Annotated in this window: 17 protein-coding genes; 7 read left to right on the top strand and 10 right to left on the bottom strand. The window is 58.6% G+C overall.

Going from position 1 to position 25,391, the window contains the following annotated elements; genetic code table 11:
* Positions 1 to 65: 65 nt before the first annotated feature.
* The 4 genes from OHL23_RS00895 to OHL23_RS00880 all read right to left on the bottom strand — a co-directional run bounded on the left by OHL23_RS00895 (position 66) and on the right by OHL23_RS00880 (position 7,836).
* The gene (locus OHL23_RS00895; RefSeq protein ID WP_263349870.1) at positions 66 to 1,583 is read right to left on the bottom strand and encodes an efflux transporter outer membrane subunit; all 1,518 of its coding nucleotides are present in this window, start codon (positions 1,581 to 1,583) and stop codon (positions 66 to 68) included.
* A 57-nt stretch (positions 1,584 to 1,640) separates the two neighbouring features.
* A complete protein-coding gene (locus OHL23_RS00890; RefSeq protein ID WP_263349869.1) occupies positions 1,641 to 2,894 on the bottom strand; it encodes an efflux RND transporter periplasmic adaptor subunit in 1,254 nt (417 codons plus the stop codon).
* Positions 2,891 to 6,163 (bottom strand): efflux RND transporter permease subunit, encoded by a 3,273-nt coding sequence (locus tag OHL23_RS00885; RefSeq protein ID WP_263349868.1) that lies wholly within the window; start codon positions 6,161 to 6,163, stop codon positions 2,891 to 2,893. Before OHL23_RS00885 ends, OHL23_RS00890 begins: the two co-directional genes overlap by 4 nt.
* Positions 6,164 to 6,363: 200 nt before the next feature.
* Positions 6,364 to 7,836 carry a UbiA family prenyltransferase gene (locus OHL23_RS00880; protein ID WP_263349867.1) on the bottom strand — a complete coding sequence of 491 codons (1,473 nt, stop codon included), beginning with the start codon at positions 7,834 to 7,836 and terminating at the stop codon, positions 6,364 to 6,366.
* A gap of 97 nt (positions 7,837 to 7,933) precedes the next feature.
* Between OHL23_RS00880 and OHL23_RS00875 the strand changes: the two genes are divergently transcribed.
* Positions 7,934 to 9,298: a DUF2252 domain-containing protein gene (locus tag OHL23_RS00875; protein ID WP_263351689.1), complete on the top strand. Its 1,365-nt coding sequence runs from the start codon at positions 7,934 to 7,936 to the stop codon at positions 9,296 to 9,298.
* Positions 9,299 to 9,352: 54 nt separating this feature from the next.
* Positions 9,353 to 10,864, top strand: coding sequence for a glycerol kinase GlpK (gene glpK, locus OHL23_RS00870; RefSeq protein ID WP_263349865.1), 1,512 nt, complete (start codon positions 9,353 to 9,355; stop codon positions 10,862 to 10,864).
* A gap of 13 nt (positions 10,865 to 10,877) precedes the next feature.
* Here the strand turns inward: glpK and OHL23_RS00865 are convergent, their stop codons facing one another.
* On the bottom strand, positions 10,878 to 13,781 hold the full coding sequence (locus OHL23_RS00865) for an FAD-binding and (Fe-S)-binding domain-containing protein (RefSeq protein WP_263349864.1): 2,904 nt from the start codon (positions 13,779 to 13,781) through the stop codon (positions 10,878 to 10,880).
* A 241-nt stretch (positions 13,782 to 14,022) separates the two neighbouring features.
* On the opposite strand from OHL23_RS00865, the gene OHL23_RS00860 reads away from it, so the two are divergent.
* Genes OHL23_RS00860 through OHL23_RS00850 form a run of 3 tightly spaced genes read left to right on the top strand, consistent with a single transcriptional unit; the run spans position 14,023 to position 16,923 of the window.
* Positions 14,023 to 14,781 (top strand): (Fe-S)-binding protein, encoded by a 759-nt coding sequence (locus OHL23_RS00860; protein ID WP_263349863.1) that lies wholly within the window; start codon positions 14,023 to 14,025, stop codon positions 14,779 to 14,781.
* Positions 14,778 to 16,265 carry a LutB/LldF family L-lactate oxidation iron-sulfur protein gene (locus tag OHL23_RS00855; RefSeq protein ID WP_263349862.1) on the top strand — a complete coding sequence of 496 codons (1,488 nt, stop codon included), beginning with the start codon at positions 14,778 to 14,780 and terminating at the stop codon, positions 16,263 to 16,265. Before OHL23_RS00860 ends, OHL23_RS00855 begins: the two co-directional genes overlap by 4 nt.
* On the top strand, positions 16,258 to 16,923 hold the full coding sequence (locus OHL23_RS00850; RefSeq protein ID WP_263349861.1) for a LutC/YkgG family protein: 666 nt from the start codon (positions 16,258 to 16,260) through the stop codon (positions 16,921 to 16,923). Before OHL23_RS00855 ends, OHL23_RS00850 begins: the two co-directional genes overlap by 8 nt.
* A gap of 13 nt (positions 16,924 to 16,936) precedes the next feature.
* Here the strand turns inward: OHL23_RS00850 and OHL23_RS00845 are convergent, their stop codons facing one another.
* From OHL23_RS00845 to OHL23_RS00825, 5 genes are all read right to left on the bottom strand, one after another.
* Positions 16,937 to 18,265 carry an MFS transporter gene (locus tag OHL23_RS00845; protein ID WP_263349859.1) on the bottom strand — a complete coding sequence of 443 codons (1,329 nt, stop codon included), beginning with the start codon at positions 18,263 to 18,265 and terminating at the stop codon, positions 16,937 to 16,939.
* Between the two features lie 2 nt (positions 18,266 to 18,267).
* Positions 18,268 to 19,713, bottom strand: a complete 1,446-nt coding sequence (gene uxaC, locus OHL23_RS00840; protein WP_263349858.1) for a glucuronate isomerase — start codon at positions 19,711 to 19,713, stop codon at positions 18,268 to 18,270.
* Between the two features lie 61 nt (positions 19,714 to 19,774).
* On the bottom strand, positions 19,775 to 20,950 hold the full coding sequence (gene uxuA, locus OHL23_RS00835; RefSeq protein WP_263349856.1) for a mannonate dehydratase: 1,176 nt from the start codon (positions 20,948 to 20,950) through the stop codon (positions 19,775 to 19,777).
* Positions 20,951 to 21,002: 52 nt separating this feature from the next.
* Positions 21,003 to 21,392 (bottom strand): D-ribose pyranase, encoded by a 390-nt coding sequence (rbsD, locus tag OHL23_RS00830; protein ID WP_263349854.1) that lies wholly within the window; start codon positions 21,390 to 21,392, stop codon positions 21,003 to 21,005.
* Positions 21,393 to 21,446: 54 nt separating this feature from the next.
* Positions 21,447 to 23,087, bottom strand: a complete 1,641-nt coding sequence (locus OHL23_RS00825; RefSeq protein ID WP_263349852.1) for a UxaA family hydrolase — start codon at positions 23,085 to 23,087, stop codon at positions 21,447 to 21,449.
* A 464-nt stretch (positions 23,088 to 23,551) separates the two neighbouring features.
* On the opposite strand from OHL23_RS00825, the gene kdpF reads away from it, so the two are divergent.
* Both kdpF and kdpA read left to right on the top strand, forming a co-directional pair.
* Positions 23,552 to 23,641: a K(+)-transporting ATPase subunit F gene (gene kdpF, locus OHL23_RS28665; protein ID WP_396127250.1), complete on the top strand. Its 90-nt coding sequence runs from the start codon at positions 23,552 to 23,554 to the stop codon at positions 23,639 to 23,641.
* Positions 23,642 to 25,384 (top strand): potassium-transporting ATPase subunit KdpA, encoded by a 1,743-nt coding sequence (kdpA, locus tag OHL23_RS00820; RefSeq protein ID WP_263349851.1) that lies wholly within the window; start codon positions 23,642 to 23,644, stop codon positions 25,382 to 25,384. It abuts the gene before it with no gap.
* Positions 25,385 to 25,391 lie beyond the last annotated feature (7 nt).

The following is a 25,391-nucleotide window of genomic DNA, read 5'->3' as shown; positions in this document are numbered from 1 at the left end:
ACCTTTCCCCGTCACTTTGTGGTTTGTAGGATGGCAAATCGCGCTGGTGGGTAGCAAATTTCCTGCTATTTCGGAAGCTGCGAAGCATCCCAGCCGCCGCCCAGGGAGCGGATCAGTTCGACGCTGGAGGCAAATTGCCGGCTGACCAGAGTTGCTTGTGTTCGCTGGTTCTGGATGAGTGTCGCTTCGGCGGTCAGAACTTCGAGATAGTCGGTTGCGCCGCCTTTGTATCGCTTGTTTGAGACATCGAGAGAATGCTGGGCGTCCGCCACTGCGGCTCGCTCCGCAATCTCTTCCTGCTCCAGAATGCGCAGATCGGAGAGCTTGTCTTCGACTTCGTTGAAGGCGAGAAAGACAACGTTTTTGTAGAAGGATGCGCTGGCTTCAAATGTGTCGCGGGCTTGTCGGGTGACGGCTTTGCGTTTGCCGCCATCGATGAGCAGCTCGGATGCTTGCGCGCCCAAGGACCAGAGGGAGCTTGGGCCTTGAATCCAGGTGCCGCCGTGGGTGCTTTCGAAGCCTCCGGTTCCACCGAGCGAAATGGTGGGATAGAAGGCGCTGATTGCGACTCCGATCTGGGCGTTGGACTGGGCGGCGCGGCGCTCTGCGCCTGCGATATCAGGACGGCGCTGCAAGAGCTGGGACGGCACACCCAGAGGGACCTTGGGCAGTTCGTGATCGGAATCGAGCGGCAGCGGGTTGGGAGCGATGCTGAAGTTGGGTAGCTTGTATTCGGCAATGGTGCCGATGGCGTGTTCGAACTCGGCGCGGGCGATTCCGACGTCGATGAGCTGGGCGCGGGTGGTGTCTAGTTGCGTTTGGGCGAAGGCGACGTCTTGTTCGGTTCCGATACCCCCTTTGAGGCGGCGTTTGGTCAGGTCGAGCTGATTTGTGAGGTCTTGAATATCCTTGTCAAGCAATTGCTTTTGCAGGTCGAGGCCGCGCAGATCGAAGTAGTCTTCGGCCATTTCGGATTCGAGGCTTAGCTCAATGTTGGCCATGTCGGCGTTGCTGGCCTGGGCTGCGGCGCGGGCAGATTCCACGGTGCGGCGAATCTGACCCCAGAAGTCCGGTTCCCACGAAGCCTGGCCTGCGAGCACAAGATCGTTGTAGTTGGTAATGGATGCGGATTGACTCCCGGTGATGAGCGGTCGATGGGATGAGACCTTGTCGTGAGTAAGAGATGGCCCGGCGGAGAGCGTAGGAGAGTATGCCGATCTTGCGATTCGTACCTGTTCGCGGGCGGCAAGATAGGTTTCGAGCGCCTGGTGCAGACTCTGGTTGACAGCGGCGATGCGTTCTTCGAACTGGTTGAGTTGAGGATCGTTGTAGATCTCCCACCACTTGCCCTTCAACATGCCATCGGAGGGCGAGGCCGGCTGCCAGCCCCCACCTTCGGGAGCGGGAGGTGGGGGAGCGACTACGTTGGATGCGCCTGTTTCCTTGTAGATCGGAGGGGTGTCGTAGACAGGGCGCTGATAATTGGGTCCGACCGGCTTGCAGCCGGTCACGATGAGGGTCGTAAAGGCAGCGAGTGCGAGTCCGACCCTTGGCGCGACGAGACTGCGCCAAGGGTCGGGCACCCACATCTGTGGAGAAGATTGTTTGCTTGACCCTGATTTGTTGGGAATACCCATTTCCTACTTGCCCCCCTGAGCTGTTTGAACTTCCTGGGGTGTGAGGACATGGACTTTTTCGCCATCGATCAGCGAATCCGGCGGATCCTGGACGACTTGATCGTCCTTGCCGAGACCAGTGATGATCTGGACGGTGCGGCCGTCATCCTGGCCGATGGTGACCGGATTCATGTGAGCGACGCTGTCTTTGATGGTGGCGACGCGCAGGCCTTCACTGCGGAAGATAAGAGCCGACACCGGCAGGACAAAGACATTGCCGACTGGATTGACCTTGAAATGTACCTGGGCGAGGGTTCCGGCAAGAAGGTCGCCTTTGCGGTTGTCGACGTCGACCTCAACGAGCAGGGTGCGGCTGGTGGGGTCGATGGCGTCGGCGGTCCGAACGAGCTTACCGTGGAAGACCTGGGCGGGGTGCTCGGCGAAGGTGAGATCGATGGTTTCGCCGCGGTGGACGGAAGCGGAGAAGACGCCGGGCAGATTGGTGTAGACACGGAGGGTGTTTACGGCCTGCATGTGAAAGAGCTCGGCGGTGGAGTTCTGGCCTGCGCCAGCGTCGATGAGCTGGCCGATGTCTACACGGCGGGCGGTGATGACGCCGTCGAAGGGAGCGTAGATCTTTTCGAAAGAGGTTAGCTCTTTAAGGCGTTGGACATTGGCCTGGGCGGATTTGACCTGGGCGGCGGTGGAAGAGGCCTGGTTGGTGAAGGTGTCGGTGTCCTGCTGCGAGACGGCGTTGGAGGTGACGAGGTCCTTGTAACGGTCGGCCTGGATGCGGGCGTTATTGGCGTTGGCTTCGGCGGTATTGAGGTCGGCCTGGGCCTGGGAGAGCTGCTGGTCGACTTCGGGACTGGCGATCTCGGCGAGCAGCGCGCCCTGCTTCACCTTGGCGCCTATGTCGAAGTACCAGTGCGTGAGGTAGCCGGAGGTGCGGGCAAAGATGGGCGCGTCTGTGTAGGAAGTGACGTTGCCGGGCAGGATGAGTTCCTGGATAGGATTGCCCGGCTTGGGCGCGAGGGTAATGACGGAGGGCGCGGCGAGCTCGTCGGTGCGCTGAGCGAGGACTTCCTGCGCATGGCGGCGCGGCAGGATGCCAAGCACGCCCAGCACGATGAGGACCACGATCAGCACCAGGACTGCCGTCAATCCATGACCGGCCTTGATGGGTTTCTGCTCAGGAGCGGTTTCAGTGTCATGCGAAGTGACAGCGCCGCTGGGCGGATTAGAAGAATGCTGCTTATTCGTCTCTTGAGTGCTCATATCTGCTCCGGAAACTGCTCGTCCACGACGGTGCTCTGGGTATAGGCCCGTTTGCGGCGGGCGTTCTTTTCAATGCGTCCGTGGAGTGCCGAAAAGAAGGTTGGGACAAAGAAGAGCGTGGCCACGGTGGCCAGCAATAGGCCGCCGATGACGGCACGGCCGAGAGGCGCGTTCTGCTCGCCACCATCGCCCAGGCCGAGGGCCATGGGGACCATGCCAATGATCATGGCCAGCGCGGTCATGAGCACCGGGCGGAAGCGGGTAAAGCCTGCATTGAGCGCTGCTTTGCGCGCGTCGCCTACCAGGGCCTCCAACTGCTCGCGGGCGAAGCTGACTACCAGAATGGAGTTCGCGGTTGCTACGCCCATGCACATGATGGTGCCGGTGAGCGCAGGAACGCTGAGCCGGGTGTTGGTGATGAAGAGAAACCAGACAATGCCGGTGATGGCCGCCGGCAGCGCGGAGATGATCAGGAAGGGGTCCAGCCAGGACTGGAAGTTGATGACGATGAGGAAGTAGACCAGCAGAATCGAGAAGGCCAGCCCGACGAGGAGGCCGATATAAGACTTGGCCATGGTTTCACTTTGGCCGCGAAGGACGACCTGGGTTCCGCGTGGAACTTCGCTCTTGTGCTTGGCCACGATGGCCTCGATTTTACGGGTGACGGAGCCGAGATCCGCGCCATCGACGTTGGCGTAGATGTCGAGGACGGGCTGGATATCGTAGTGGCTGACGGTGCCGAGCTCGTTGCCTGGAGCGAGGGAAGACAGGTTGCTAAGAACTTGTACTGTCTGCGGGCTGCCTGGGGCAGCGGTCGCGCTGGCGCCGGAGATCGGAGGCGGCAGCGGAGCTCCCGAGGAGAGGGTTACGGGCAGGCTCTGCAGGTCGGGCACGGACTGAACGTTGTACTGAGGGGACTGAACGGCGATGTTGTAGGAGACGCCGTTTCTGGGGTCCAGGTAGAAGTTCGGCGTCGTCTGGAAGCTGCCGCTGAGCGCCACCAGGAGGCTGCCGGCGATGTCACGCTGGGTCAGGCCCACTTCCTCGGAGCGAGTGCGGTCGACGTTGACGGTGAACTTGGGCAGGTTGAAGGGCTGCTGGATGCGTGTGTCGGCGGTGCCGGCGACGTACTTGACGTCATTGAGCAGCTTTTCGGCGTAGATGCGATTGTGCTGCAGGTCGGGGCCGATGACCTGGATGTCAATGGGCGAGGACAAACCGAAGTTGAGGATCTGGGTGACGATATCGACAGGCAGCACGTAGAAGGTGACGCCTGGGAACTCGCGGGCCAGGGACTTGCGCAGGTCATTGACATAAGCGCCAGTGGGGTGGTGGTCCTCGGTTAACTGGACTGTGATGTCTGCGTCGGCCGTTCCGACGGGTGCGGAGGTCGAGTAGGAGAGATTCAGGCCGGAGTAGGGAAGGCCGATGTTGTCGATGATGGTGACAACTTCCTTGGAGGGAATCTCGCGGCGGATGGCTTTGTCGATGTGATCGCAGAGATTTGCGGTCTCCTCGATGCGCAGGCCGGTGTGAGCGCGGACGTGAATGCGGAAGGCCCCGGCGTCGACTGAGGGAAAGAAGTCCTGCCCGAGCCAGGGCGCGATGAGAGCGACGGATGCGGCGCAGATCAGCAGGAAGACGACGATGAATGGCGTGGCGTGATCGACGCAGAAGGTGAGCAGACGGATGTAGCCACCGCGGATTTTTTCGAAGTAGTGCTCGAAGCCACGCTGGAAGGCGATGAAGGGATTGCGGCTGGTGCGGCGCTTCTCGGCATCTTCGTCGCTGTGCTCCTTGAGGAGGAACTTGGCCATCGTGGGCACGACGGTTCGCGAGAGCAGGTAGCTGGCGAGCATGGCGAAGACGACCGCTTCGGCGAGGGGCACGAAGAGATAGCGCGAGACGCCGCTCAGGAAGAACATCGGTACGAAGACGATGCAGATAGAGAGCGTGGAGACGAAGGCGGGGACGGCGATCTGCGCAGCGCCGTCGAGGATGGCCTGCTCGATCTCCTTGCCGGATTCGAGATTGCGGTTGATGTTTTCGATTTCGACGGTGGCGTCGTCGACCAGGATGCCGACGGCCAGGGCCAAGCCGCCGAGGGTCATGATGTTGATGGTCTCGCCCAAGGCAGAGAGGCAGATGAGTGAGCTGAGGATGGAGAGCGGAATGGAAACCGCGATGATCAGCGTGGAGCGCCAACTGCCGAGAAAGATGAGGATCATGACGCCGGTTAGGCATGCGGCGATGATCGCCTCGCGAACCACCCCGTTGATGGCTCCCTTGACGAAGATGGACTGATCGTTGAGCGCGTTGATGCGCAGCTGGGGAGGCATCCGCTCTTTGATGACAGGCAGCTTTTCCTTGATGCCGCTAATGATGTCCAGCGTGGACGCGGAGCCGGTCTTGAGGATGTTCATGAGCGCGGCGCGCTGGCCGTCGACGCGCACGATATTGGTCTGCGGCGGGAAGCCGTCGCGGACGTGAGCCACATCGCGGATATAAACGACCGCGCCGTTGACGGCCCGGATGGGCAGGTTGTTCAGCTCATCGACGATAGGAGGCGCGGAGTTGGTTTCGACTGCGTACTCGTAGGTCCCTACTTTCATAGTGCCGGAGGGAACGATCAGATTCTGCGCATTAATGGCGTTAACGACGTCGCTGGGCGACAGGCCCCTGGATTGCAGCGCGTGCAGGTCGAGGTCGACCTGGATCTGGCGCTGCTTGCCGCCGTAGGGATAGGGAAGTGACGCGCCCTCGACGGTGGCGAGCTGGGTGCGGATGAGGTTGGTGCCTAGATCGCCCAACTGCTGCTCGCTGAGGCCCTGGCCGGAAAGGCCGAGCTGCAGGACCGGGACACTGGAGGCGTTGTACTGGATGATGAACGGCGGGGTCGTTCCGGGTGGGAGGGAGCGGAGCTGAACCTGGCTGATGGCGGTGACTTCAGCGACGGCCGAGCCGATATCGACATGGGGCTGGAAAAAGATCTTGATGACGCCGATGCCGTTGAGCGACTGAGACTCAATGTGCTCGATGTCGTTGACCGTGGTGGTCATGGCGCGTTCGCTGTTGGAGATGATGCGATTAGCCATCTCTTCGGCGGAGAGGCCGGTGTACTGCCAGACGACGCTGACGACGGGGATGTTTATGTTCGGAAAGATATCGGTTGGCATCGAAAGGATGCTGAACGCGCCTATCAACAGAAGTAGGATGGCAAATACGGCGAAGGTATAAGGGCGCCGTAACGCAAGCCGGACAATCCACATAGAATTTCTTGTCGCTCCCGAGACTCGCAAAAAAGATGTTGCAGTTGAATTCAGTCTAAGGGTTGGAAACGGAATGGCGGAATTTCCGCTAACAGATGTTCGAAAAAGGCATGTGTCCCATAAGACGGAGCAAGACCATCTGAAGATGCATCAATACCTTGCGTGGCTCAGGGGAGCCGTTCGAGGTAGGAGGAGACTCCCTAGACCATCGCGAAGATGGCAAGGACGGCGGTACCCGCTGCAAGCATGAGACTTACGGGATCGCTGATGGCAAAGACTACAGGATCCTCGTCGAGTTCTCCGCGGGAGGCGAGCAGCCAGACTCGGTTCAGCCAATAGAGCATGATGGGCACGATCAGCCACAGGCGTCCCGAGTGGCGATACAGCGCGGAAACGTCGGGCCGCGAGATATACAGGGAAAAGACGACAACTGCGGCGTATGCGCTCGCAGTGCCAAAGGCGCGGATCTGTTCCAGGTCGGAGACCAGGTAACCGCGACCCTGGGAGTTGGCGATACCGCGCTCGCGCAGGTTTGCCAGTTCGCTGAATCGCTTAACCATGGCGAGGGAAAGAAAGAGGAAAATGGCGAGGCCCGAGAGCCATGGCGAGATAAATGTATTGGTCGCGGCGCCGCCCGCTAGCACTCTGACGGCGTAGAGGCCTGAAAGTACGAGCACATCGACCAGTGGAACGCGCTTGAGGTAGAAGGAGTAAGCCGAGGTGGTGGTGGCGTAGACCAGCAGCCATAAGGCGAAGGTTGTCGGCAGGTGCGGCAGAATGGCGCAGCTTGCGGCAATCAGCAGCAGAACCAGGGTCACTCCGGAAGAAACCGCAAGATCGCCAGCAGCGAATGGCCGCTGGCGCTTCTTGAGGTGACGCCGGTCGTTCTCGATATCCAGCAGGTCGTTGATCAGGTAGTTTGCGGATGCGATGAAGCTGAAGCAAAAGAATGCCGCGATTGCCGCGACGCTTGTCTTCATGGAGACCTGGTGCGAGAGCAGCAAGGGCAGGAACAGGAGGACGTTTTTTGCCCACTGATGTGTCCGGATGGCCTTGAACACGGTCGAAAGCAGGGATCGCCGGTCGCGGAAGCACTGCGCGGCGGAAAGAGTGCGGGATTTGAGGGCCATGCGCAGGCCGAGAGTCGGGTTGGCGATATAGGCCAGACGTGAGTGACTGAGCACGGGAATGTCGGGGCGGGAGTTGCCGATGTAGTCGAAGGCCGGGAAGCGATGCTGAAGCGCAGTCAGCTTACGGTTGCCGGTCAGGTTCACCGAATCGGTATGGCCGGACGAACCAGTTTCGCCGTTAGAGGCCATCACGCCGGAAAAAAGGCCAAGATGCGCGGCAACACGGCTGGCGAGCGATGTGTCTGCGCCGGTGACGAGGTAGATGGGGCGTCCGAGGCGGTGTTGTTCCTCCAGAAAGTGGAGGACTGCCTGATTGTAAGGCAGATGGGTCGCATCCAGAGGTGAGACCGCAGCGACCTCAGCTTTTACATGTGCTTTGCCGCCGCTTATTAGCCATCCTGGGATGCGTAAAAGGCTAGCTGGATGGGTACGCAGAAGAATGCAGAGCGAATCGAGGAAAGTGTCTGACTTTACGAGCGTGCCGTCCAGATCCACGCAGAGCGGCACTCCCTGAGCGGGGGCGGCTGAAGCTGATTTGGACACCTCTTGCTCTTGTATCTTCAGCGCAGATTCCTTTCGATCGCGTCTTGCGCCTTTTGCGAGGCACGCAAGGAATTTCGTTCAGTATAGCTTTTTGCCAGTGGTCAAGCCGAGCTTGCGCGGCGGACGCCACCGGTTGTATGGTCCCGACATGCATTGGGCGACTCCTGAAGAACGACAAAACCTGGGCCAGGCGCGGCGCAAGCAAATGGCGCGTCAGCAACATTCGGATTTCTCAGCCAAAGCACGTCTCACGCCTCCGCTGACCTTGCTGCAGCGATCTGTTCGCGGACGCGTGCCGGCGCTGGTGAAGATCAAATATGAACGCATGGCGTTGTCGCCGTTTGGGTATTTTCGCGGTGCGGTGCCGGTGATGGCGGCGGATCTTGCCACGCTTCCGAATACGGGTCTGATCGTACAGCTTTGCGGTGACGCGCATGTGCGCAACCTTGGTGCTTATGCGGCCGAAGATGGCCGGTTGATTTTTGACATTAACGACTTTGACGAAACCTTTCGCGGCCCATTTGAATGGGACCTGAAGCGGATGGCCGCGTCACTGGTTGTGGCTGGACGCGAGGCAGGCAATAAGGAGAGCATCTGCGAGCAGTCCGTGGTGCGCTGCATTGCCAGCTACTGCGAACGGATGCGGGCTTACGCTCCTATGCCGGTACTGGAGATGGTACGGGATCAGATCAGCCGTATCGAGGAAGTTGCACCCGTGCATGTGGCGCTGCGAAAGGCTTTGAGGGCCACGCCAATGCATACGCTTGAGCAGCTGACGGAGCCGGTGCCGGGGCCGGACGCCGCGAAGCCGGAAGCGCCACGGCGTTTCCGTGAGCAGAAGCCTGTGTTGACGCGGCTTTCGGGCGCGAAGGCTGCGACTGTGCTGGCTTCGCTGGAGGCTTACCGGCAGACGCTGCAGTCGCAGCGCCAAATCTTTTTGTCTCAGTACCGGCCGTTGGATGTTGCGTTCAAGGTGGTCGGGACCGGGTCGGTGGGGTTGCGGGATTACTGCGTGTATATGGAAGGCAATGGGCCGGGCGATCCGTTCTTCTTGCAGATCAAGGAAGAGGCTCCGTCGGCGTATGCACCGTATCTGCAGGACCCGCATGTGCCGCGGCATCAGGGGCAGCGAGTTGTTGAAGGGCAGCGATTGATCCAGACCGGCACAGATATTCTGCTTGGGTATACGACGATCGATGGGCGAGATTATCTGGTACGGCGACTGAACGACCACAAGGCATCGATCGAGCTAACGGATCTGAATGGCGATGGACTGCTGGAATACGCGCAGCTATGCGGAGAGCTATTGGCGCGGGGCCATGCGCGCTCGGGTGACGCGCGGCAGATTGCTGCGTATCTGGGGGCCGGAGATGGATTTGCCGAGGCGATTGCCGAATTCGGCAGGAAGTATGCGGATCAGACAGAGAAGGACTGGGCGCAGTTGAAGAAGGTGAAGAAGTAGCGCCCGATGCCTGGCTTGCCCGCGTTGCGTGGCGCGTGATTACATAGTGGCCGCATGGCATACATTCTTTCACTCGATCAGGGAACGACCAGTTCGCGCGCGATTTTGTTTGACCACTCGGGCGCGATTGCCGCTGTGGCGCAGCAGGAATTCAAACAGATTTATCCAAAGCCGGGCTGGGTGGAGCATGATCCGACCGAGATTTTGACATCGCAGATGAGCTGCGCGGTGCAGGCGATGGTGCGCGCGGGAGTGGAGCCGCGGGATGTGGCGGCGCTGGGAATTACCAATCAGCGCGAGACCGTGGTGGTGTGGGAGCGCGAGACAGGAAGGCCGATCTATAACGCTATTGTCTGGCAGGACCGGCGTGGCGCAGCGCATTGCGAACGGTTGATTGCGGAGGGCGCGGAGCCGATGGTTCGTGAGAAGACGGGGCTGGTGCTGGACCCGTATTTTTCGGCGACCAAGGTGGCGTGGATTCTGGAGAACGTGCCGGGTGCGCGGGTGCAGGCCGAGGCGGGGAAGCTGGCGATGGGCACTGTGGATAGCTGGCTGATCTGGAATCTGACGAATGGGGTTGGTAAGGCTCCCGTCCATGTTACGGACCAGACGAATACTTCGCGGACACTGCTTTACAACATCGTCGAAGGGCGCTGGGATGAGGAGTTGCTGCGCCTGTTCGGAATTCCTGCGGGCGTTTTGCCTGAGGTGCGGTGGTCGAGCGAGCGGATTGGCGAGGTGAACACTTCGCTCGGACTGGGCGGGATTCCGATTGCAGGGATTGCAGGCGATCAGCAGGCAGCGCTGTTTGGGCAGCTTTGTTTTCATCCGGGCGAGGCGAAGAATACGTATGGTACCGGGTGTTTTCTGTTGCAGAACATCGGAACGGGCTTTCTGCAATCGAAGAACAGGCTGATTACGACGCTGGCGGCGAGCGCCAATCGGCGGCTGGAGTATGCGCTGGAAGGCAGCATCTTTATTGGTGGGGCGGTTGTGCAGTGGCTGCGCGACAATCTGAAGCTGATCGGCTCTTCGGCGGAGGTGGAATTGCTGGCGGCTTCGGTCCCGGACAGCGACGGGGTGGTTTTTGTGCCGGCGTTTGTCGGTCTGGGCGCTCCGCACTGGGACCCTCATGCAAGCGGATTGTTGATCGGACTTCGCCGTAGCACGCAGCCGGGGCACATTGCGCGGGCGGCTCTTGAAAGCATCGCGTTCCAAGTTGCGGATGCGCTGGAGGCTATGCAGCAGGATTCAGCGTCCGGGACGGGAATCGAGCTGCCGGCTTTGCGTGTCGATGGCGGGGCGGCGGTGAACGATCTGATGATGCAGTTTCAGGCGGATGTGCTGCGGGTTCCGGTGATTCGGCCTCAGGTTACGGAGACGACGGCGCTGGGTGCGGCGTATCTGGCGGGGTTGGCAGCTGGATTCTGGGGTGGGGAAAGCGAGCTTTGTGCGCAGCGGCAGAATGATGTGCGCTTTGAGCCGAGCCAGAATGCAGCGGATGTAGCTGCGCGACGGAATCGCTGGAAAGAGGCGGTGGAGCGGTCTCGTCGCTGGAATGTTTGAAAGTAGTGAGCGATTATGGGCGCGATGCGAAGTCTAGTAAGTGAAGATAGGAGCGGTAGAGTTTGCCGGTGGCGCGGGTCATGCCGATTTCGCAGGTGCGGCTTGAGGAGAAATAGCCGTCTTGGGGCCGGGATTCCAACTCTGCGGCCTCGCTTTGCGTGGCGGAGGCGGTGAGTTCGGGATGCAGGAAACCGCGGTCTCCTGCAAAGGCGCAGCAACCGGCTTCCATCGGAACTACGACCTCTTCGCTGCAGGACTGGGCGAGCGCGGTCAGTTTGGTTGCGATGCCCATCTTGGAGGCGGAGCAGACCGGGTGCAATGCGACCGAAGGCAGCTTACGTACGATCGGCAGTTTAGGCAGGATCGTGCTTTGCGCGTATTCGACCGAATCGAGGATGCGCAGCTTGTCGAACTTCTGCTGGTTCTCGGGCGTGAGTTGCGGGCGGCAGGTTTTGAGGCCGTAGGTGCAGGGGCTGGTGTCGATGAGGATGGGCAGACGGCCGGAGTCAGACCAGCGGTAGAAGCTCTCGATGGTGTGATTGACGGCGATGTTGTTGGCGGCGTCGAAGCCTTTAGAAGAAAAGGGAACGCCGCAGCAATGTCCGGCGAGATCGCGCGGGATGTGGAGATGGATTTTGGCGCGTCCGGCGATATTGAGCAGGGCCTGCATGTTGGAGGGTTCCTCTGATTCGCCGGGTAATGCGCCCATGATTCGCGAGATGCAAGCAGGGTAATAGACTGCGTCTGCGCCTTCGCGGGGTTGAACTGGGAGCTTGCCGCGCCGGGGTTTTGGCATGGGATAGCTCCATTTCCAGAATGCGGCATCGAAGAGTTTTCTGGAGACGCGGTCAAACTGCCTGGTGATGGCTGTCATCGAATTGGGGCCAAAGGTGCTTTCGATGAGGTGTCCGGCGGCAAGGGCAAAGCGCGCTCCAAATTCGGCAAGGGCGAAGTTGCGCGCTGCGGTTTCTGCGATTTTTGCCGCCATCGGGGAGTGGCGCATGGTGCGAAATCGCTTGGTGAGCTTGCCGGTGTCAATCTGGACCGGGCAATCGGTGGCGCAGAGTCCGTCGGCAGCGCAGGTATCGAGCGCCATGTAGGGAAAATCGCAGTCCAGAGCGGCATAGGTTGCGTCGGGCGCGTCGGAGTCTTTCAGCCGTTGCATTTCGCGGCGGACTACGATGCGCTGACGCGGAGTGAGCGTGAGGTCGCGGCTGGGACAGCTATGTTCGCAGAAGCCGCATTCTATGCATTTGTCCACTTCGGGCTCGACGACCGGCATCTGTTTCAGGTCTGAGACATGGGCCAGCGGATCGGCATTGACGATAACTCCGGGATTGAGCAGGTTGTGCGGATCGGTGACCGCCTTCAACTCCTGCATGATGCGATAGGCGTCCGGGCCCCACTCGGTTTCGACGAAGGGAGCCATGTTGCGTCCGGTGCCGTGTTCGGCTTTGAGCGCGCCGTCGTACTTGCCGACGACCATTTCAACCACGTCGTCCATGAATTCGCGGTAACGGCCGATTTCGAACTCTGTGTTGAAGCCCTGGGTCAGGACGAAGTGCAGGTTGCCGTCCTTGGCGTGGCCGAAGATGATGGCGTTGTCGTATCCGTGCTTGCTGAAGAGGGCTCGGAGGTCGGTGGCTGCTTCGGCGAGGCGGTCTACGGGAATTGCGATGTCTTCCATCAAGGCTGTGGTGCCGGCGGCGCGCACTGCTCCGACGGAAGGAAACATGCCTTTGCGAATCTTCCACAGCTTGGCTTGCTCGACCGGGTCGCTGGTGAATTCAGCGGGGCGCTGCAGGGTCAGAGTGGCGACGACGGCAGTGGCACTGATCTCGAAGTCGCGGCGCTGCGCTTCGTTCGGCGCCTGGAACTCGACCAGCAAACCGGCTGCAGCGTCAGGTAGCTCTTTCAGATACGGCATGATGCCTGGCTGCGATTCGACTGAGCGCAGGGATGCGCGATCCATCACCTCAAGGGCGGCTGCTCCCGCGGCGGTGAAGGCACCAATGGCGGAACAGGCTGCGTAGAGGTCGGGAAACAAAAGCAAGCTGGTCGACTTCAAAGGGTAGTCGGGGACTGTCTTCAGCACCGCTTCGGCGATGAAGGCCAGCGTGCCCTCCGAGCCGATGATCAGATGACTGAAAATGTCGATCGCACGGTCGAAGTCCAGGAACGCGTTGAGCGAGTAGCCCGTGGTGTTCTTGGTTTTGTATTTCGACCGGATTCGTGTGGCGAGCGCGGTGTTGCCTTCAATCTTTGTTTTCAGCTTGAGGAGTGTTTTGCAGAGTTGCGGTTCAAGCAGATGGAAGATGTTGTCGGCATTGAGATCGGCGGTATCGATCTGCGTTCCCGAGGGCAGGATGAAGGTGAGGGAACTGAGGGTGTGATAGGCGTTCTGCACGACTCCGCAGCACATGCCGCTGGAGTTGTTGGAGAGAATTCCTCCCATGCGGCAACTTGCGATGGATGCCGGGTCGGGGCCTATTTTTCGGCCATAGAGGCGTAGCTCGTTGTTGGCCTGCTGACCGATCAGTCCTGGTTGAACGCGGATGGTCTGGCCGTTCTTCTCTACGCGGACGTTGCGCCAGTAGCGGCCGATATCGACGAGGATGCCGTCGGTGATTGCCTGACCGGAGAGACTGGTGCCACCGGCGCGAAAGACCAGTGGGATTTCGTGTTCATGGCTGAATAGGAAAAGATGCTTGATCTCTTCGGCGGTCTTTGGCTGGATGACGGCGCGGGGAATCAAGCGATAACAGCTGGCGTCCGAGGCAAAGGCGATGCGTTCGATTGGACGTATCAGAATACGATCCGGATCAATCAACTCCTGGAGGAGTTGCCGGATTTCTGTGGGGTCAGCTAGCTGATCCCCGATCTGTATCTGAGATGCTGATTCCAGTGAGGTTTCCATCAGTCTCTCTTTTTGCCCTCTCTTTATTGCCGGCTTGGCCGTTGCCGTCCCAGTTCAGGTTCTGCAATGACTGGCTTGTTGTCAACTGTAAGTCAAGATTTCGGGGAGACACTTTGAGAATGCATGTGGTCTCTAATTGTCATTAGGGAAATAAAATCCCCATTGCGATGTCGCTTGCGGATGGGACCGTCGTACACTGGGTGAGTCTCACCTTTACGTCTGCCGTCGACGAGGTAAATTCGTGCGCGTCTCCCTATTTATCACTTGTTATAACGACGCTCTCTTTCCGGAGACGGGCAAGGCGGTCGTCAGTGTCCTGGAGCGGCTGGGACACGAGATTGAGTTTCGTCCCGAGCAGACGTGCTGCGGACAGATGCACTGGAATACAGGTTATCTGCGCGAGGCTGTTCCAATCATCCGACATTTTGTGCAGGTTTATCGGGATGCGGAGATGGTGGTGATTCCGTCTTCGTCGTGCGTTTCCATGATGCGGGATCATTACATTAAGGCGGCGGAGATGGAAGGCGACGCCAGGCTTGTCACGGAGATTGAGTCGCTGCTGCCGCGGATCTATGAGTTCTCCGAGTTCCTCGTGCGTAAGCTGGGAGTTGAGGACGTCGGCGCGGCGTATCCGCACAAGGTGACTTACCATGCGAGTTGCCATTCGATGCGCAGTTTGCATCTGGGCGATATTCCGATCCGGCTGTTGAAGCAGGTGCGCGGACTCGACTTGCAGCCGATCCAGAACATGCAGGAGTGCTGCGGTTTTGGAGGGACTTTTTCGATCAAGAATGCGGATGTTTCGTCAGCGATGCTGGCGGACAAAGTGCGCAACGTGCTGAATACGGGCGCGGAGGTGTGCACGGCGGTCGATAACAGTTGTCTGATGCATCTCTATGGCTCGCTGCACCGGCAAAGGACGTTTGTGCGGACTGCGCATCTGGCGGAGATTCTTGCCTCCGGTCATGCAGGCGCGAAGGTCGAGGAAGTGCGCGCATGAGTGAGGTTCCGGCACAGACGGCTCATTGGAATAGGCAGGATTTTCCAGCTGCGGCGCGCGAGATGCTTGAGAATTCGCAGACGCGGAAGAATGTGCAGCATGCGACGAACGTTATCCAGGCCAAGCGGAACAAAGTCACGGCGGAGATGCCGGATTGGGAAGATCTGCGTGAGGCCGGGGCGCAGGTGCGCGCTCATGCGCTGCGTCATCTGGATTACTATCTGACCCAATTTGAGGCCAATTGCACACGCGCAGGCGGACATGTGCATTGGGCCAGCGATGCGGTCGAGGCCAATCGCATCATCCTTGGATTGGTACAGCAACATCAGGCCAAAGAGGTCATCAAGATCAAGACGATGACCTCGGAAGAGATCGGCTTGAATGCGCACCTTGAGGCGAATGGTGTGCGGCCTGTCGAGACGGACCTCGCCGAGCTGATTATTCAACTCGGCAAGGATCGCCCTTCGCATTTTGTTGTGCCTGCGCTCCATATGAACCGGCAGCAGGTGCGCGCAATGTTTCAGCGGGAGATGAATCTTCCCGACTTAGGCGATCGGCCGGAAGACCTGGCGACGGCTGCGCGCACTTATCTTCGCGAGAAGTTTTTGCGTGTCAAGGTGGCTATCTCCGGCGGCAATTTTCTGATTGCGGACTCGGGCGGCATATGCATCACGGAGTCGGAAGGGAATGGCCGCATGTGCCTTACTTTGCCCGATGTTCTGATTTCAATCGTGGGCATCGAAAAGGTCATTCCCAGCTTTAGGGATCTTGAAGTCTTTCTGCAAACACTTCCTCGTTCGGCTACTGGCGAACGGATGAATCCCTATAACTCGACTTGGTGCGGGGTTCATCCGGGGGATGGTCCGAAGGAGTTTCATGTTGTGCTCCTGGATAACGGACGGAGTCCTATTCTGGCTGACAAGGAAGCACGTCAAACGCTGCAATGTATACGCTGTGCCGCGTGTCTCAATGCCTGCCCGGTTTACCACCAGACGGGAGGCCATGCGTATGAATCGGTGTATGCAGGACCGATCGGGGCTATTCTCACGCCGCAGTTGCATTCGATGGGAGAAGGGCGTTCGTTACCTTACGCCTCGTCGCTGTGCGGGGCTTGTTACCAGGTTTGTCCAGTCAAGATCAATATTCCGGAAGTGCTGATTCATCTTCGCGGGAAAGTTGTCCGCGAAGATCAGGCCACGTTTGCAGGCAAGTTCAGCCTTTGGAATATCGGCATGCAGGCCGCTGCGTTTCTTTTCAAGGATGCGAGCAGATTAGCTATGGCGGAACGCATTGGACAGATCGGACAAAAGCCGCTGGTTTCCAAGAATGGATTTATCGAATGGCTGCCGCTGATGCTCAACGGATGGACGCAGACGCGCGATCTCAAAGCTATGCCTGCGCAGTCCTTTCGCGATTGGTGGGCGAAGGAGAAGGCTCCGCAAGCGAATAGTTCGCAACGAAACGAGATGGGACACGATGGCTGACTCGTCGAATCATCGCGCTGCCATCCTCGGTAGCATTCGCCGTTCGCTCGGCGCTTCTGAATCGCTATCGGCAATCGCGCAGGAATACGCGGCGATTGCGCGTACCTACACGCGATCGAGCATGTCGAGCGCAATCGCTGTCGTGGAGTTATTTGAAGATCGTCTGCGGGAGTATGATGCCGGTGTTTACCACTCGTCTGCCGGGTCTGTTGCTGATGCCATTGCGGAGGTTCTGACCGCGCGCAGCAAGAAGAGCCTCGTGATTCCCGCAGGTCTTCCCGCTGACTGGCTGTCGAAGGATTTTGCTTTTGGAGAGGCAGATGCTTTCGACGCGTATCGGCTCGATAAGGCCGAAGGGCTCTTGTGCGGCTGCACTGTCGCCATCGCGGAGACGGGCACAATCGTCCTGCAGAATGCTCCGGGACAGGGACCGCGCATTCTGTCCCTTGTGCCTGACTATCATCTGTGTGTGGTCTTCGCGGATCAGATCGTCGCGACTGTTCCCGAAGCCTTCGACCGTCTGAAGGCTACTTCTGATTTACCGACGACGTTCATATCGGGCCCCTCGGCGACGGCGGATATCGAGATGACTCGTATCAAGGGCGTCCATGGACCGCGTTTCCTGGATGTACTGGTCGTTGAAGAAGCGAAAGCGTAATAAGTCAAGTTACTTAAGCGTGTCTTACGAGATCCTGCTTCGGTACCAGCAGTTGGATGATGAGTAACGCCGTGATATAGGCGAGGCCCGCGCCGATAAACAAGCCGGAGTACGTGTGGTACCGCTCCAGTACGTGGCTGACGATGTAGGCAGCCAATATGCCACCCATGGCGCCGCCAAAGCCTGCCACGCCGGTTACCGAACCGACGGCCGATTTCGGGAAGATATCGGACGCGAGCGTGAAGATATTTGCGGACCAGCCTTGGTGCGCTGCCACAGCAAGACTGATGATTCCGATTGCAGTCCATAAGCTGTGGATGTTGCCGATAAGCATGATCGGCATGACGGCAATCGCGCACAGCAGCATGGCTGACCTTCTCGCGGCCTTAATGCTTAGCCCAAGCTTGACTCCCTGCGCTGGCAGCCATCCGCCGCCGATGCTTCCGACCGCAGCGGCGTTGTAAATGACAACTAGCGGCAAGGCCAGGCCTTCCAGTTTTACGCCGAATTCTGATGAGAAGTATTTGGGCAGCCAGAACAGCAGGAACCACCAGACGGGATCGGTGAGTCCTTTGCCGATGAGAAGAGCCCAGGTTTGGGGATAGATCAGGAGGCGAATCCAGGGGACCTTTTTCGATATCTCCGCCGGATCGCTGCGAATGTAGGCTAGCTCGGGTGCCCCGAGCTTTGGGTCGGATTCGGGGCTCTTGTAAGTCGTCCACCAGACGAGCAGCCAGGTGAGGCTGAAGCAGCCCGTAAAGAGGAAGGCCCACTGCCAACCGATGGTGACTGCTATCCACGGCACGATGAGAGGAACAATGGTTGCCCCAACGTTGGTACCACAGTTGAAGATACCGGTCGCAAGCGCGCGCTCTTTCTTGGGAAACCATTCGGCTACGGTCTTGATCGCCGCAGGGAAGTTTCCTGACTCGCCGAGGCCAAGAAAGAAACGGGATACGCCGAAAGAAAGAGGAGTTCGAGCGAGCGAGTGGCTGATGGCAGCCAGGCTCCACAGGCCAATTGCCAGTGCGTATCCGAGACGCACGCCGATGGCGTCGATGATTCCGCCTGCGACTAACAGGCCCAGCGCATAGGCGGCCTGAAATGCCTCCACGATATAACCGTACTGAATTTCAGTCCAGCCGATTTTTGTTTGCAGCAACGGAGCGAGAACGCCAAGAACCTGGCGGTCCATGTAATTGATCGTGTTGGCAAAGAAGAGGAGCGCGCAAATGCGCCATCGGACGCTCCCGATTTTAAGCGGGTGCGGAGCGTGGATTTCGCTCTCGTCTGAGGCTGCCACGAGGACTGCCTCGGTTGATGGAGTTACACCATCGGTCATATTTATCCTTGATTTATATCAACGGTCCCAGCCATGGTAGCACCGGCCCGCTCAGGCAGGCCAAAATAGCGGTCGGCATTGCCGAAGCATATGTTACGAACCATATTGCCGACGAGCGCTTCGTCGTTGGGCAGAAGCCCCTTTTCCATTTCGCCGCCGAGCAGATTGCAAAGGACTCTGCGGAAGTATTCGTGCCGTGGATAAGACATGAAGGACCGTGAGTCGGTGATCATTCCGACGAAGCGCGAGAGCAGGTTCACATTGGAAAGCGCGTTCAATTGCCACTCGATTCCTTCCTTCTGGTCCATGAACCACCAACCGCTCCCGAACTGCACTTTGCCCGGAATGCCCTCGGCGGAAAAGCTGCCCGTAATGGTGGCAAAGGCGTAATTCTCTACGGGATTTGAGTTATAGAGGATGGTCCGGGGAAGTGATCCGTCCTGCTCCAACTTATCGAGGAACTTAGCCAGGGCGGAAAGTTGCGCTGTGCCGCCCATGGCGTCAAAGCCGGTGTCGGGGCCGTGAATCGACTTGGCGCGGGAGTTCACGTTTCTCAACGCGCCGAGATGCAGTTGCATTGTCCAACTGTGTTTGGCGTAGAGCCGTCCGACGAAGTGAAGGATGTAACTGGCAAATCTGCGATGGTCTTCTGGAGTTGCCGTGTGTCCGATTTGAGCATCGGTGAAGATCGCCGCGGCCTGGGCGTCGGTGCAGGGTTCGGCAAAGCAGATGTCGAGGCCGTGGTCGGAAGCACGGCAACCGATGGCGTGGAAATCCAGCACGCGCTGTTCGAGGGCGTCGAGAAAGGACTTGAAGGAGGTGATCTGCGTGTTTGCGGCACGGGATAGCCGGTCTACCCAGGCGTTGAAGGACGGTGGAGCATCGACGCGCAGCGCGGGATCGGGCCGGAAGGTTGGGAGGACTCTGGTGGGCAGGGAAGATGCAGCGATCTGCGCGTGATAGTTGAGAGTATCTGCTGGATCGTCGGTTGTTCCGACAGTGTGCACGTTGAACTTTTGCAGAATTCCACGCACATCGAGATCATTTTGGAGGATGCTGTTGGCCTGTTCCCAGATGCGAGGGGCGGAGTCGGCATCGAGAAGTTCGGTGATGCCGAAGTAGCGCTGCAACTCCAGGTGCGTCCAGTGGTAGAGCGGGTTGCGCAGGGTGTGCGGAACGGTGCGGGCCCACGCCAGGAACTTTTCATACGGCGGCGCGTTGCCGTTGCAATAGCGCTCGGGTTCGCCGTTGGCGCGCATGGCTCGCCATTTGTAGTGATCGCCTTCCAGCCAGATCTCGAAGAGGTCGTTAAAGCGGCGATTCTCTGCGATCTGCCGGGGGGAAAGATGGCAGTGGTAATCGAAGATTGGCTCGGGCGCGGCGTATTCCTCGTATAGCCTTATCGCTGTCTCGCTTTCAAGCAGGAACCTTTCGTCGATAAACGCCATCCAATCCTCCTCCGGTTCGTACCGGGCAATAAATATGCATTTAGAGCAGCAAATGTGAAATCTAAGTAAGTGCCTCTACTGCTGTCAATACGCCGCGAAGCTCGGCGAGTCCTCGAAGGCGGCCCACTGCCGGATATCCGGGCACGGATGGACTTCCGATATCGGTGAGGATCTTGTTGCCGTGATCGCAGCGGAACGGAATCTGAGCGTCGTCGCCTGAGGCTGCTCTGCGCCGTTCTTCGCGGACGAGTTCTTTCATCAGCGCGACGATATCGACGTCGCCTGCAAGATGCGGAGCTTCGTAAAAGGCATCGTTGCCGGGCTCGCGTTTGGTGGAGCGCAGATGCACGAAGCGAATGCGTTTGGCCACTTGCCGAATCATCGCGACAAGATCGTTGTCCGGCCGGGCGCCTAGTGAACCGGAGCAGAAGGTGATTCCGTTGGCGGCCTCCGGGGCTTGATCGAGAAGGAACTGAAGGTCTTCCATTGTGCTTGCAATGCGGGGCAGGCCGAGCAGGGACCGCGGCGGGTCGTCGGGATGAATGCAGAGGCGCACGCCGAATTCCTCTGCGGCCGGACAGACGGCGTGGAGAAACTCTCCGAGATTGGCTCGCAGTCCTTCGCGGCCTATATCGGCATAGCTTGCGATCGCGTTGCGCACGTAGTCGAGGGTGTAGATCTCGGTCGTTCCAGGCAGACCGGCGACAACGGTGCGAATCAGCCGTTCGTGCTCGGCCTCGCTCATTTGCTGAAGACGAGTGTGGGCGCTACGCTGCTGCGCGTCACTCCAGTCGTTTTCGGCTCCGGGCCGTCTGAGGATGAACAGATCAAAAGCCGCAATGGCGTCGGCTTCGAAGCGCATGGATATGGAACCGTCGGGGAGTTCCCACTCGAGGTCGGTGCGCAGCCAGTCGAGGACCGGCATGAAGTTGTAGCAGACCGTGCGAATGCCGCAGGAGGCGAGATTACGCAGGGTTGCGATGTAGTTGTCGATATGCTGCTGCCAGTTCTTGCCGCGCTGCTTGATGTCTTCGCTGACGTTGACGCTCTCGACGACGGACCAGGTGAGTCCCGCGGAGTTGATCGTCCTCTGGCGCTCCAGGATGGTATCGATGGGCCACACTTCTCCGGGTGGAATGTAGTGGAGGGCCGTCACGATACCGGTGGCGCCGGCCTGCCGCGCGTCTGAGAGTGAAACAGTGTCCCGGGGACCGAACCAGCGCCATGTTTGTTCCATTGGGGCACTCCGTGATGGGGATTTGATTGCGGTGCCTGGTGCGGGCCGCATTCTACGCTGATTCGAGAATGAGATTGGAGTATTGCGTCGTGTCGCCAGTGCGAATCAATCCGATGGCGTGAGGCACACGTCTTTTTAGTTCGACGTGCGGTTCGAAGGTAATTGGAATCCCCAGCAGGGCGTTTTCGAGGCTGCTTGTTGTTTGTGGGGAGTTAACAGCGAGAAACTCTTCTGCCGCGAATACACGGCCGATGGAGTAGTTATTCTTGATCGCTTCCAAAACATCCATGACGCGGGGCACATCGTCGACGAGCGAAATATCCACGGTTTCGATATGCGGCCAGAAGGGAAATCCGCGGTCGGCAATCACAAGGGTATTTGTATGCCGCACGCGGCTCAGTAAAGAATTGATTGCCGGATTGAGAATTCCGCTTTTGATCATGCCGACTCCAACTCGGGCGTCTATTTAGCGGGCCGCTTACGATGCGGCCGTTTGTTATAGGGATACACCGCGCTTCCAGGGAATGAAATCGTCTTGCCTGAGTGATTCTGCCTTTGTGTGTGTGGTCCCGTCCGCAACGCTGATGATGAGTTCCAGAATCGCGTCTGCCATTGATTCGATTGTGTTTTGGCCTTCGATGATTGGGCCTGTATCGATGTCAATGATATCCGACATGCGCTGCGCTAGCTTGGTGTTAGTCGCGAGTTTGAGCACTGGGGTGATCGGATTGCCGGTCGGGGTGCCGAGTCCGGTGGTGAACAGGACGATGTTCGCTCCGGCGCCGACCTGGGCGGTTACGCACTCAACATCATTACCGGGTGTGCATTGCAGGCTCAGGCCGGGGGTTCGGACGTATTCCGGATAATCGAGAACATCGTTGACCGGGGATGTACCGCCCTTTCGGGCCGCGCCCGCAGACTTCATTGCGTCGGTCAACAGGCCATCGCGAATGTTGCCGGGCGAGGGGTTCATTTCAAAACCGGAATGGACTGCCTTGGCGCGCGCGGCGTAGCTGCGCATGAGCTGGATGAAGCGATCTGAGCTGGTGTCGTTAGCGCATCGATTGATGAGGCTCTGCTCGACTCCGCATAGCTCGGGGAACTCCGACAGGAGCGACTTTCCGCCAAGGGCGGCGATCATATCGGATACGCGCCCGATCGCCGGGTTGGCCGAGATGCCTGAGAATCCGTCTGACCCTCCGCATTTCAACCCAATGGTCAATTTGGAGAGCGGAGCTGGTTTGCGCTCAATCTTGTTTGCTTCAATCAGTCCCTGAAACGTTTCCCGAATTGCGTTCGAGAGCATGGTCGATTCCAGGCCTGACTTCTGCTGGTCGAAGATCAATACCGGCTTCGACCGGGACGGCTCTCTCAGTTTGAGCTCTTCGAGAAGATCGGAGACTTGCGCGTTTTGGCATCCCAGGCTCAGAACCGTTGCCCCGGCCACGTTGGGGTGGTGGATATAGCCCGCGAGCAGGCCGCAGAGGGCCCGCGAATCATCGCGTGTGCCGCCGCATCCGCCTTGATGGAGCAGGAATTTGATTCCGTCGACATTCGGGAAAATGCGAGCAGGCGATTGGCTGGCTTCCTTTTGCGCCGACTGCCCCTCTGATCCCGCGCCGCGGTACTCTTCCAGTAGCTCGCGAACCTGCTGGCGGTAGAGCTTGGGCTTGCCATAGCCGAGTTCCTCTTCAAAGGCCTCGCGCAGTGTGTCGACATTGCGGTTTTCACAGAAGACGAGCGGGATGACGAGCCAGTAGTTGCGCGTTCCTACCTGGCCGTCGGGGCGATGATAACCGTTAAATGTGCGGCCAGCCCACGGCGTGATATCCGGGGCAGTCCATGCGTAGGCTGCATTTCTAGCCTGAAAACCGGCGGCATCGTGTGCGACATTCTGGGTTGTGAGCAGTCCGCCCATCGCAATGGGCTCTCGGGCGCGGCCGACGATCACCCCATACATGACAATTTCCGACCCCACTGGGAAATCCTTCATCGCGAATTTGTGCTTTGCGGGAATCGACGCTTTGAGCGTATAGGTTTCGCCGGAGTGAACCACTCGTTCGCCACCAGGCAGATCCGCCAGGGCGACGAGGACGTTGTCACGCGGGTCGAGCTGGATTGTCTTGGGTATTGTCACGGTTCTTCCTCTAATGCTTATAGTGCCACTCGGATAGGGCGACCAGCCCGCGCCGGAATCGGTTACCAAATCAATTTATCATCCGAGGGCTCAGTTATGTTTGGGCCGGTTTTGAGCCACACCCGGGTAGCTCTTTCGCACTTCAAATGTTTGAGTTATTTGATTTTTGCGACATCAGGAGAGTTCCCTTTACGTTTTCCTTACGAAAGCATTAGTCAAGCCTGACCCAGAGGTCCGCAAGATAAATGAAGGGCGCAATCCTTGCGGCGCGAGTTTATTTGCTTCGCGTGTGGGCTAGGATTGTTCGGGGGATCGATATTACTGGCACAAGCCGGCTGCTTCCAGTCCTGGTTTGTGGAGAATGGGATCGAAAATGCAGGACTTTTGGATGGTGTTGTTTACAGTGGCCTTCTTCGTGTTGGCCTTCAGTTACGTTCATGCATGCCAGAAGTTGAGGTAACGGGATGAATATCGTAACGATAGTGGTTCTTGTTTTATCAGTGTTGCTTTTGGGTTACCTGATTGCGACGCTGTTGTTTCCGGAGAAGTTCTAAATGACTGGAAATGGTTGGTTGCAGTTTGCAGTTTATGCCGTTCTGTTACTAGCGTCGGTTCGGCCAATCGGTATTTATCTTGCCCGCGTTCTCGAGGGAGAACGCACATGGTTTGATCCAATCCTTCGGCCGATCGAGAAATTCATCTACAAGCTGAGCGGAGTGAAATCGGACCAGGAGATGAACTGGCGTGAGTACGCCTGCGCGATGCTGGGGTTCTCCGCAGTCAGCATGCTTTTGACCTACGTATTTGAACGGACGCAGGGTTGGGGAATGTTGGCGGTAAGCTGGCTGAATCCGCAAAAACTGCCGGGAGTAGAGCAGGCACTGGCGTGGAACACGGCTGCGTCGTTCACGACCAACACGAATTGGCAGTCCTATACGCCTGAAACGACCATGAGCTACCTAACGCAGATGGGCGCTCTGGCGTATCACAATTTCCTCTCGGCGGCGGTGGGCATTGCGGTCGCGGTTGCGCTGGTGCGGGGCATCAAGCGGACGAGCGCGTCGACCATTGGGAATTTCTGGGTGGACGTGACGCGCAGCATTCTATACGTGCTGGTGCCGGGTTGCGTGGTGTTTGCGCTCCTCCTCGTATGGCACGGAGTACCGCAGAATCTGCATCCTTATACCCAGGTGACCACGCTCGAAGGGCAATCGCAGACGATTGCGCAGGGGCCGGTTGCTTCGCAGGAAGCGATCAAGATGCTTGGGACAAATGGCGGCGGCTTCTTCAATGCCAACAGCGCGCATCCGTTTGAGAATCCGACTCCATTTACGAATCTGCTACAGATCCTGGCGATCTTCGTGATTCCGGGCGCGCTGACAGTGACGCTGGGTCGGTTGACGGGTTCGCCCGGTCACGGGTGGGCGGTGCTTGCGACGATGCTTGTGCTCTTTGCTGTGGGATTCAGTGCAGTTTATTGGGCTGAATCGCAACCGCATCCGCTGATTCACGGAGCAGCACAGGCGGCGAGTTCCACGGCGCCGGGCGGCAATATGGAAGGCAAAGAGGTGCGATTTGGCATCGCGCAGAGCTCGCTGTTTGCCACGATCACAACGGACGCCAGTTGCGGCGCCGTTGATGGCGTTCATGACTCCTTTACCCCGCTGGGTGGAATGGTGGTGCTCACCAATATCATGCTTGGCGAGGTGGTCTTCGGCGGCGTCGGCGCCGGGCTCTATGGCATCTTGATTTTTGTGGTTCTTTCGGTGTTCATCGCCGGACTGATGGTCGGCCGGACGCCAGAGTATCTCGGCAAGAAGATCGAGTCTTACGACGTCAAGATGGCCATGCTGTATGTGCTCATCTTTCCGCTGATCATCCTGGTGCTCACGGCGATCTTCGCGCTCTGGCCGAGTGTTGGGCTTGCCGCTTTGACCAATAACGGCCCCCACGGACTTACTGAGATTCTTTACGCTTTCACATCCGCAGTGGGCAATAATGGCTCGGCATTCGCCGGACTAGGTGTCACCACCTCCTGGTGGTACAACGTGACGCTGGGCGGAGCGATGCTCGGTGGGCGCTTCCTGATGGCGATTCCGGTGCTTGCCCTGGCCGGAAATCTGGCCCAAAAGAAGAGCGTGCCGCCTTCGCCGGGCACGTTCCCGGTGAATACGCCGCTCTTCACGGTGCTGCTGATATCGGTGATTCTCATCATGGGCGCGCTCACCTTCTTCCCGGCTCTGAGCCTGGGTCCGATCCTCGAACATCTTTTGCTGCACTCCGGGCAGCTTTTCTAAGGCAGTA

Origin of the sequence: Acidicapsa acidisoli (genome assembly GCF_025685625.1) — a bacterium.
GTDB lineage: Bacteria > Acidobacteriota > Terriglobia > Terriglobales > Acidobacteriaceae > Acidicapsa > Acidicapsa acidisoli.
Note: the sequence above shows the minus strand (reverse complement) of the source record. Positions and strands in the feature narration are given on the sequence as shown.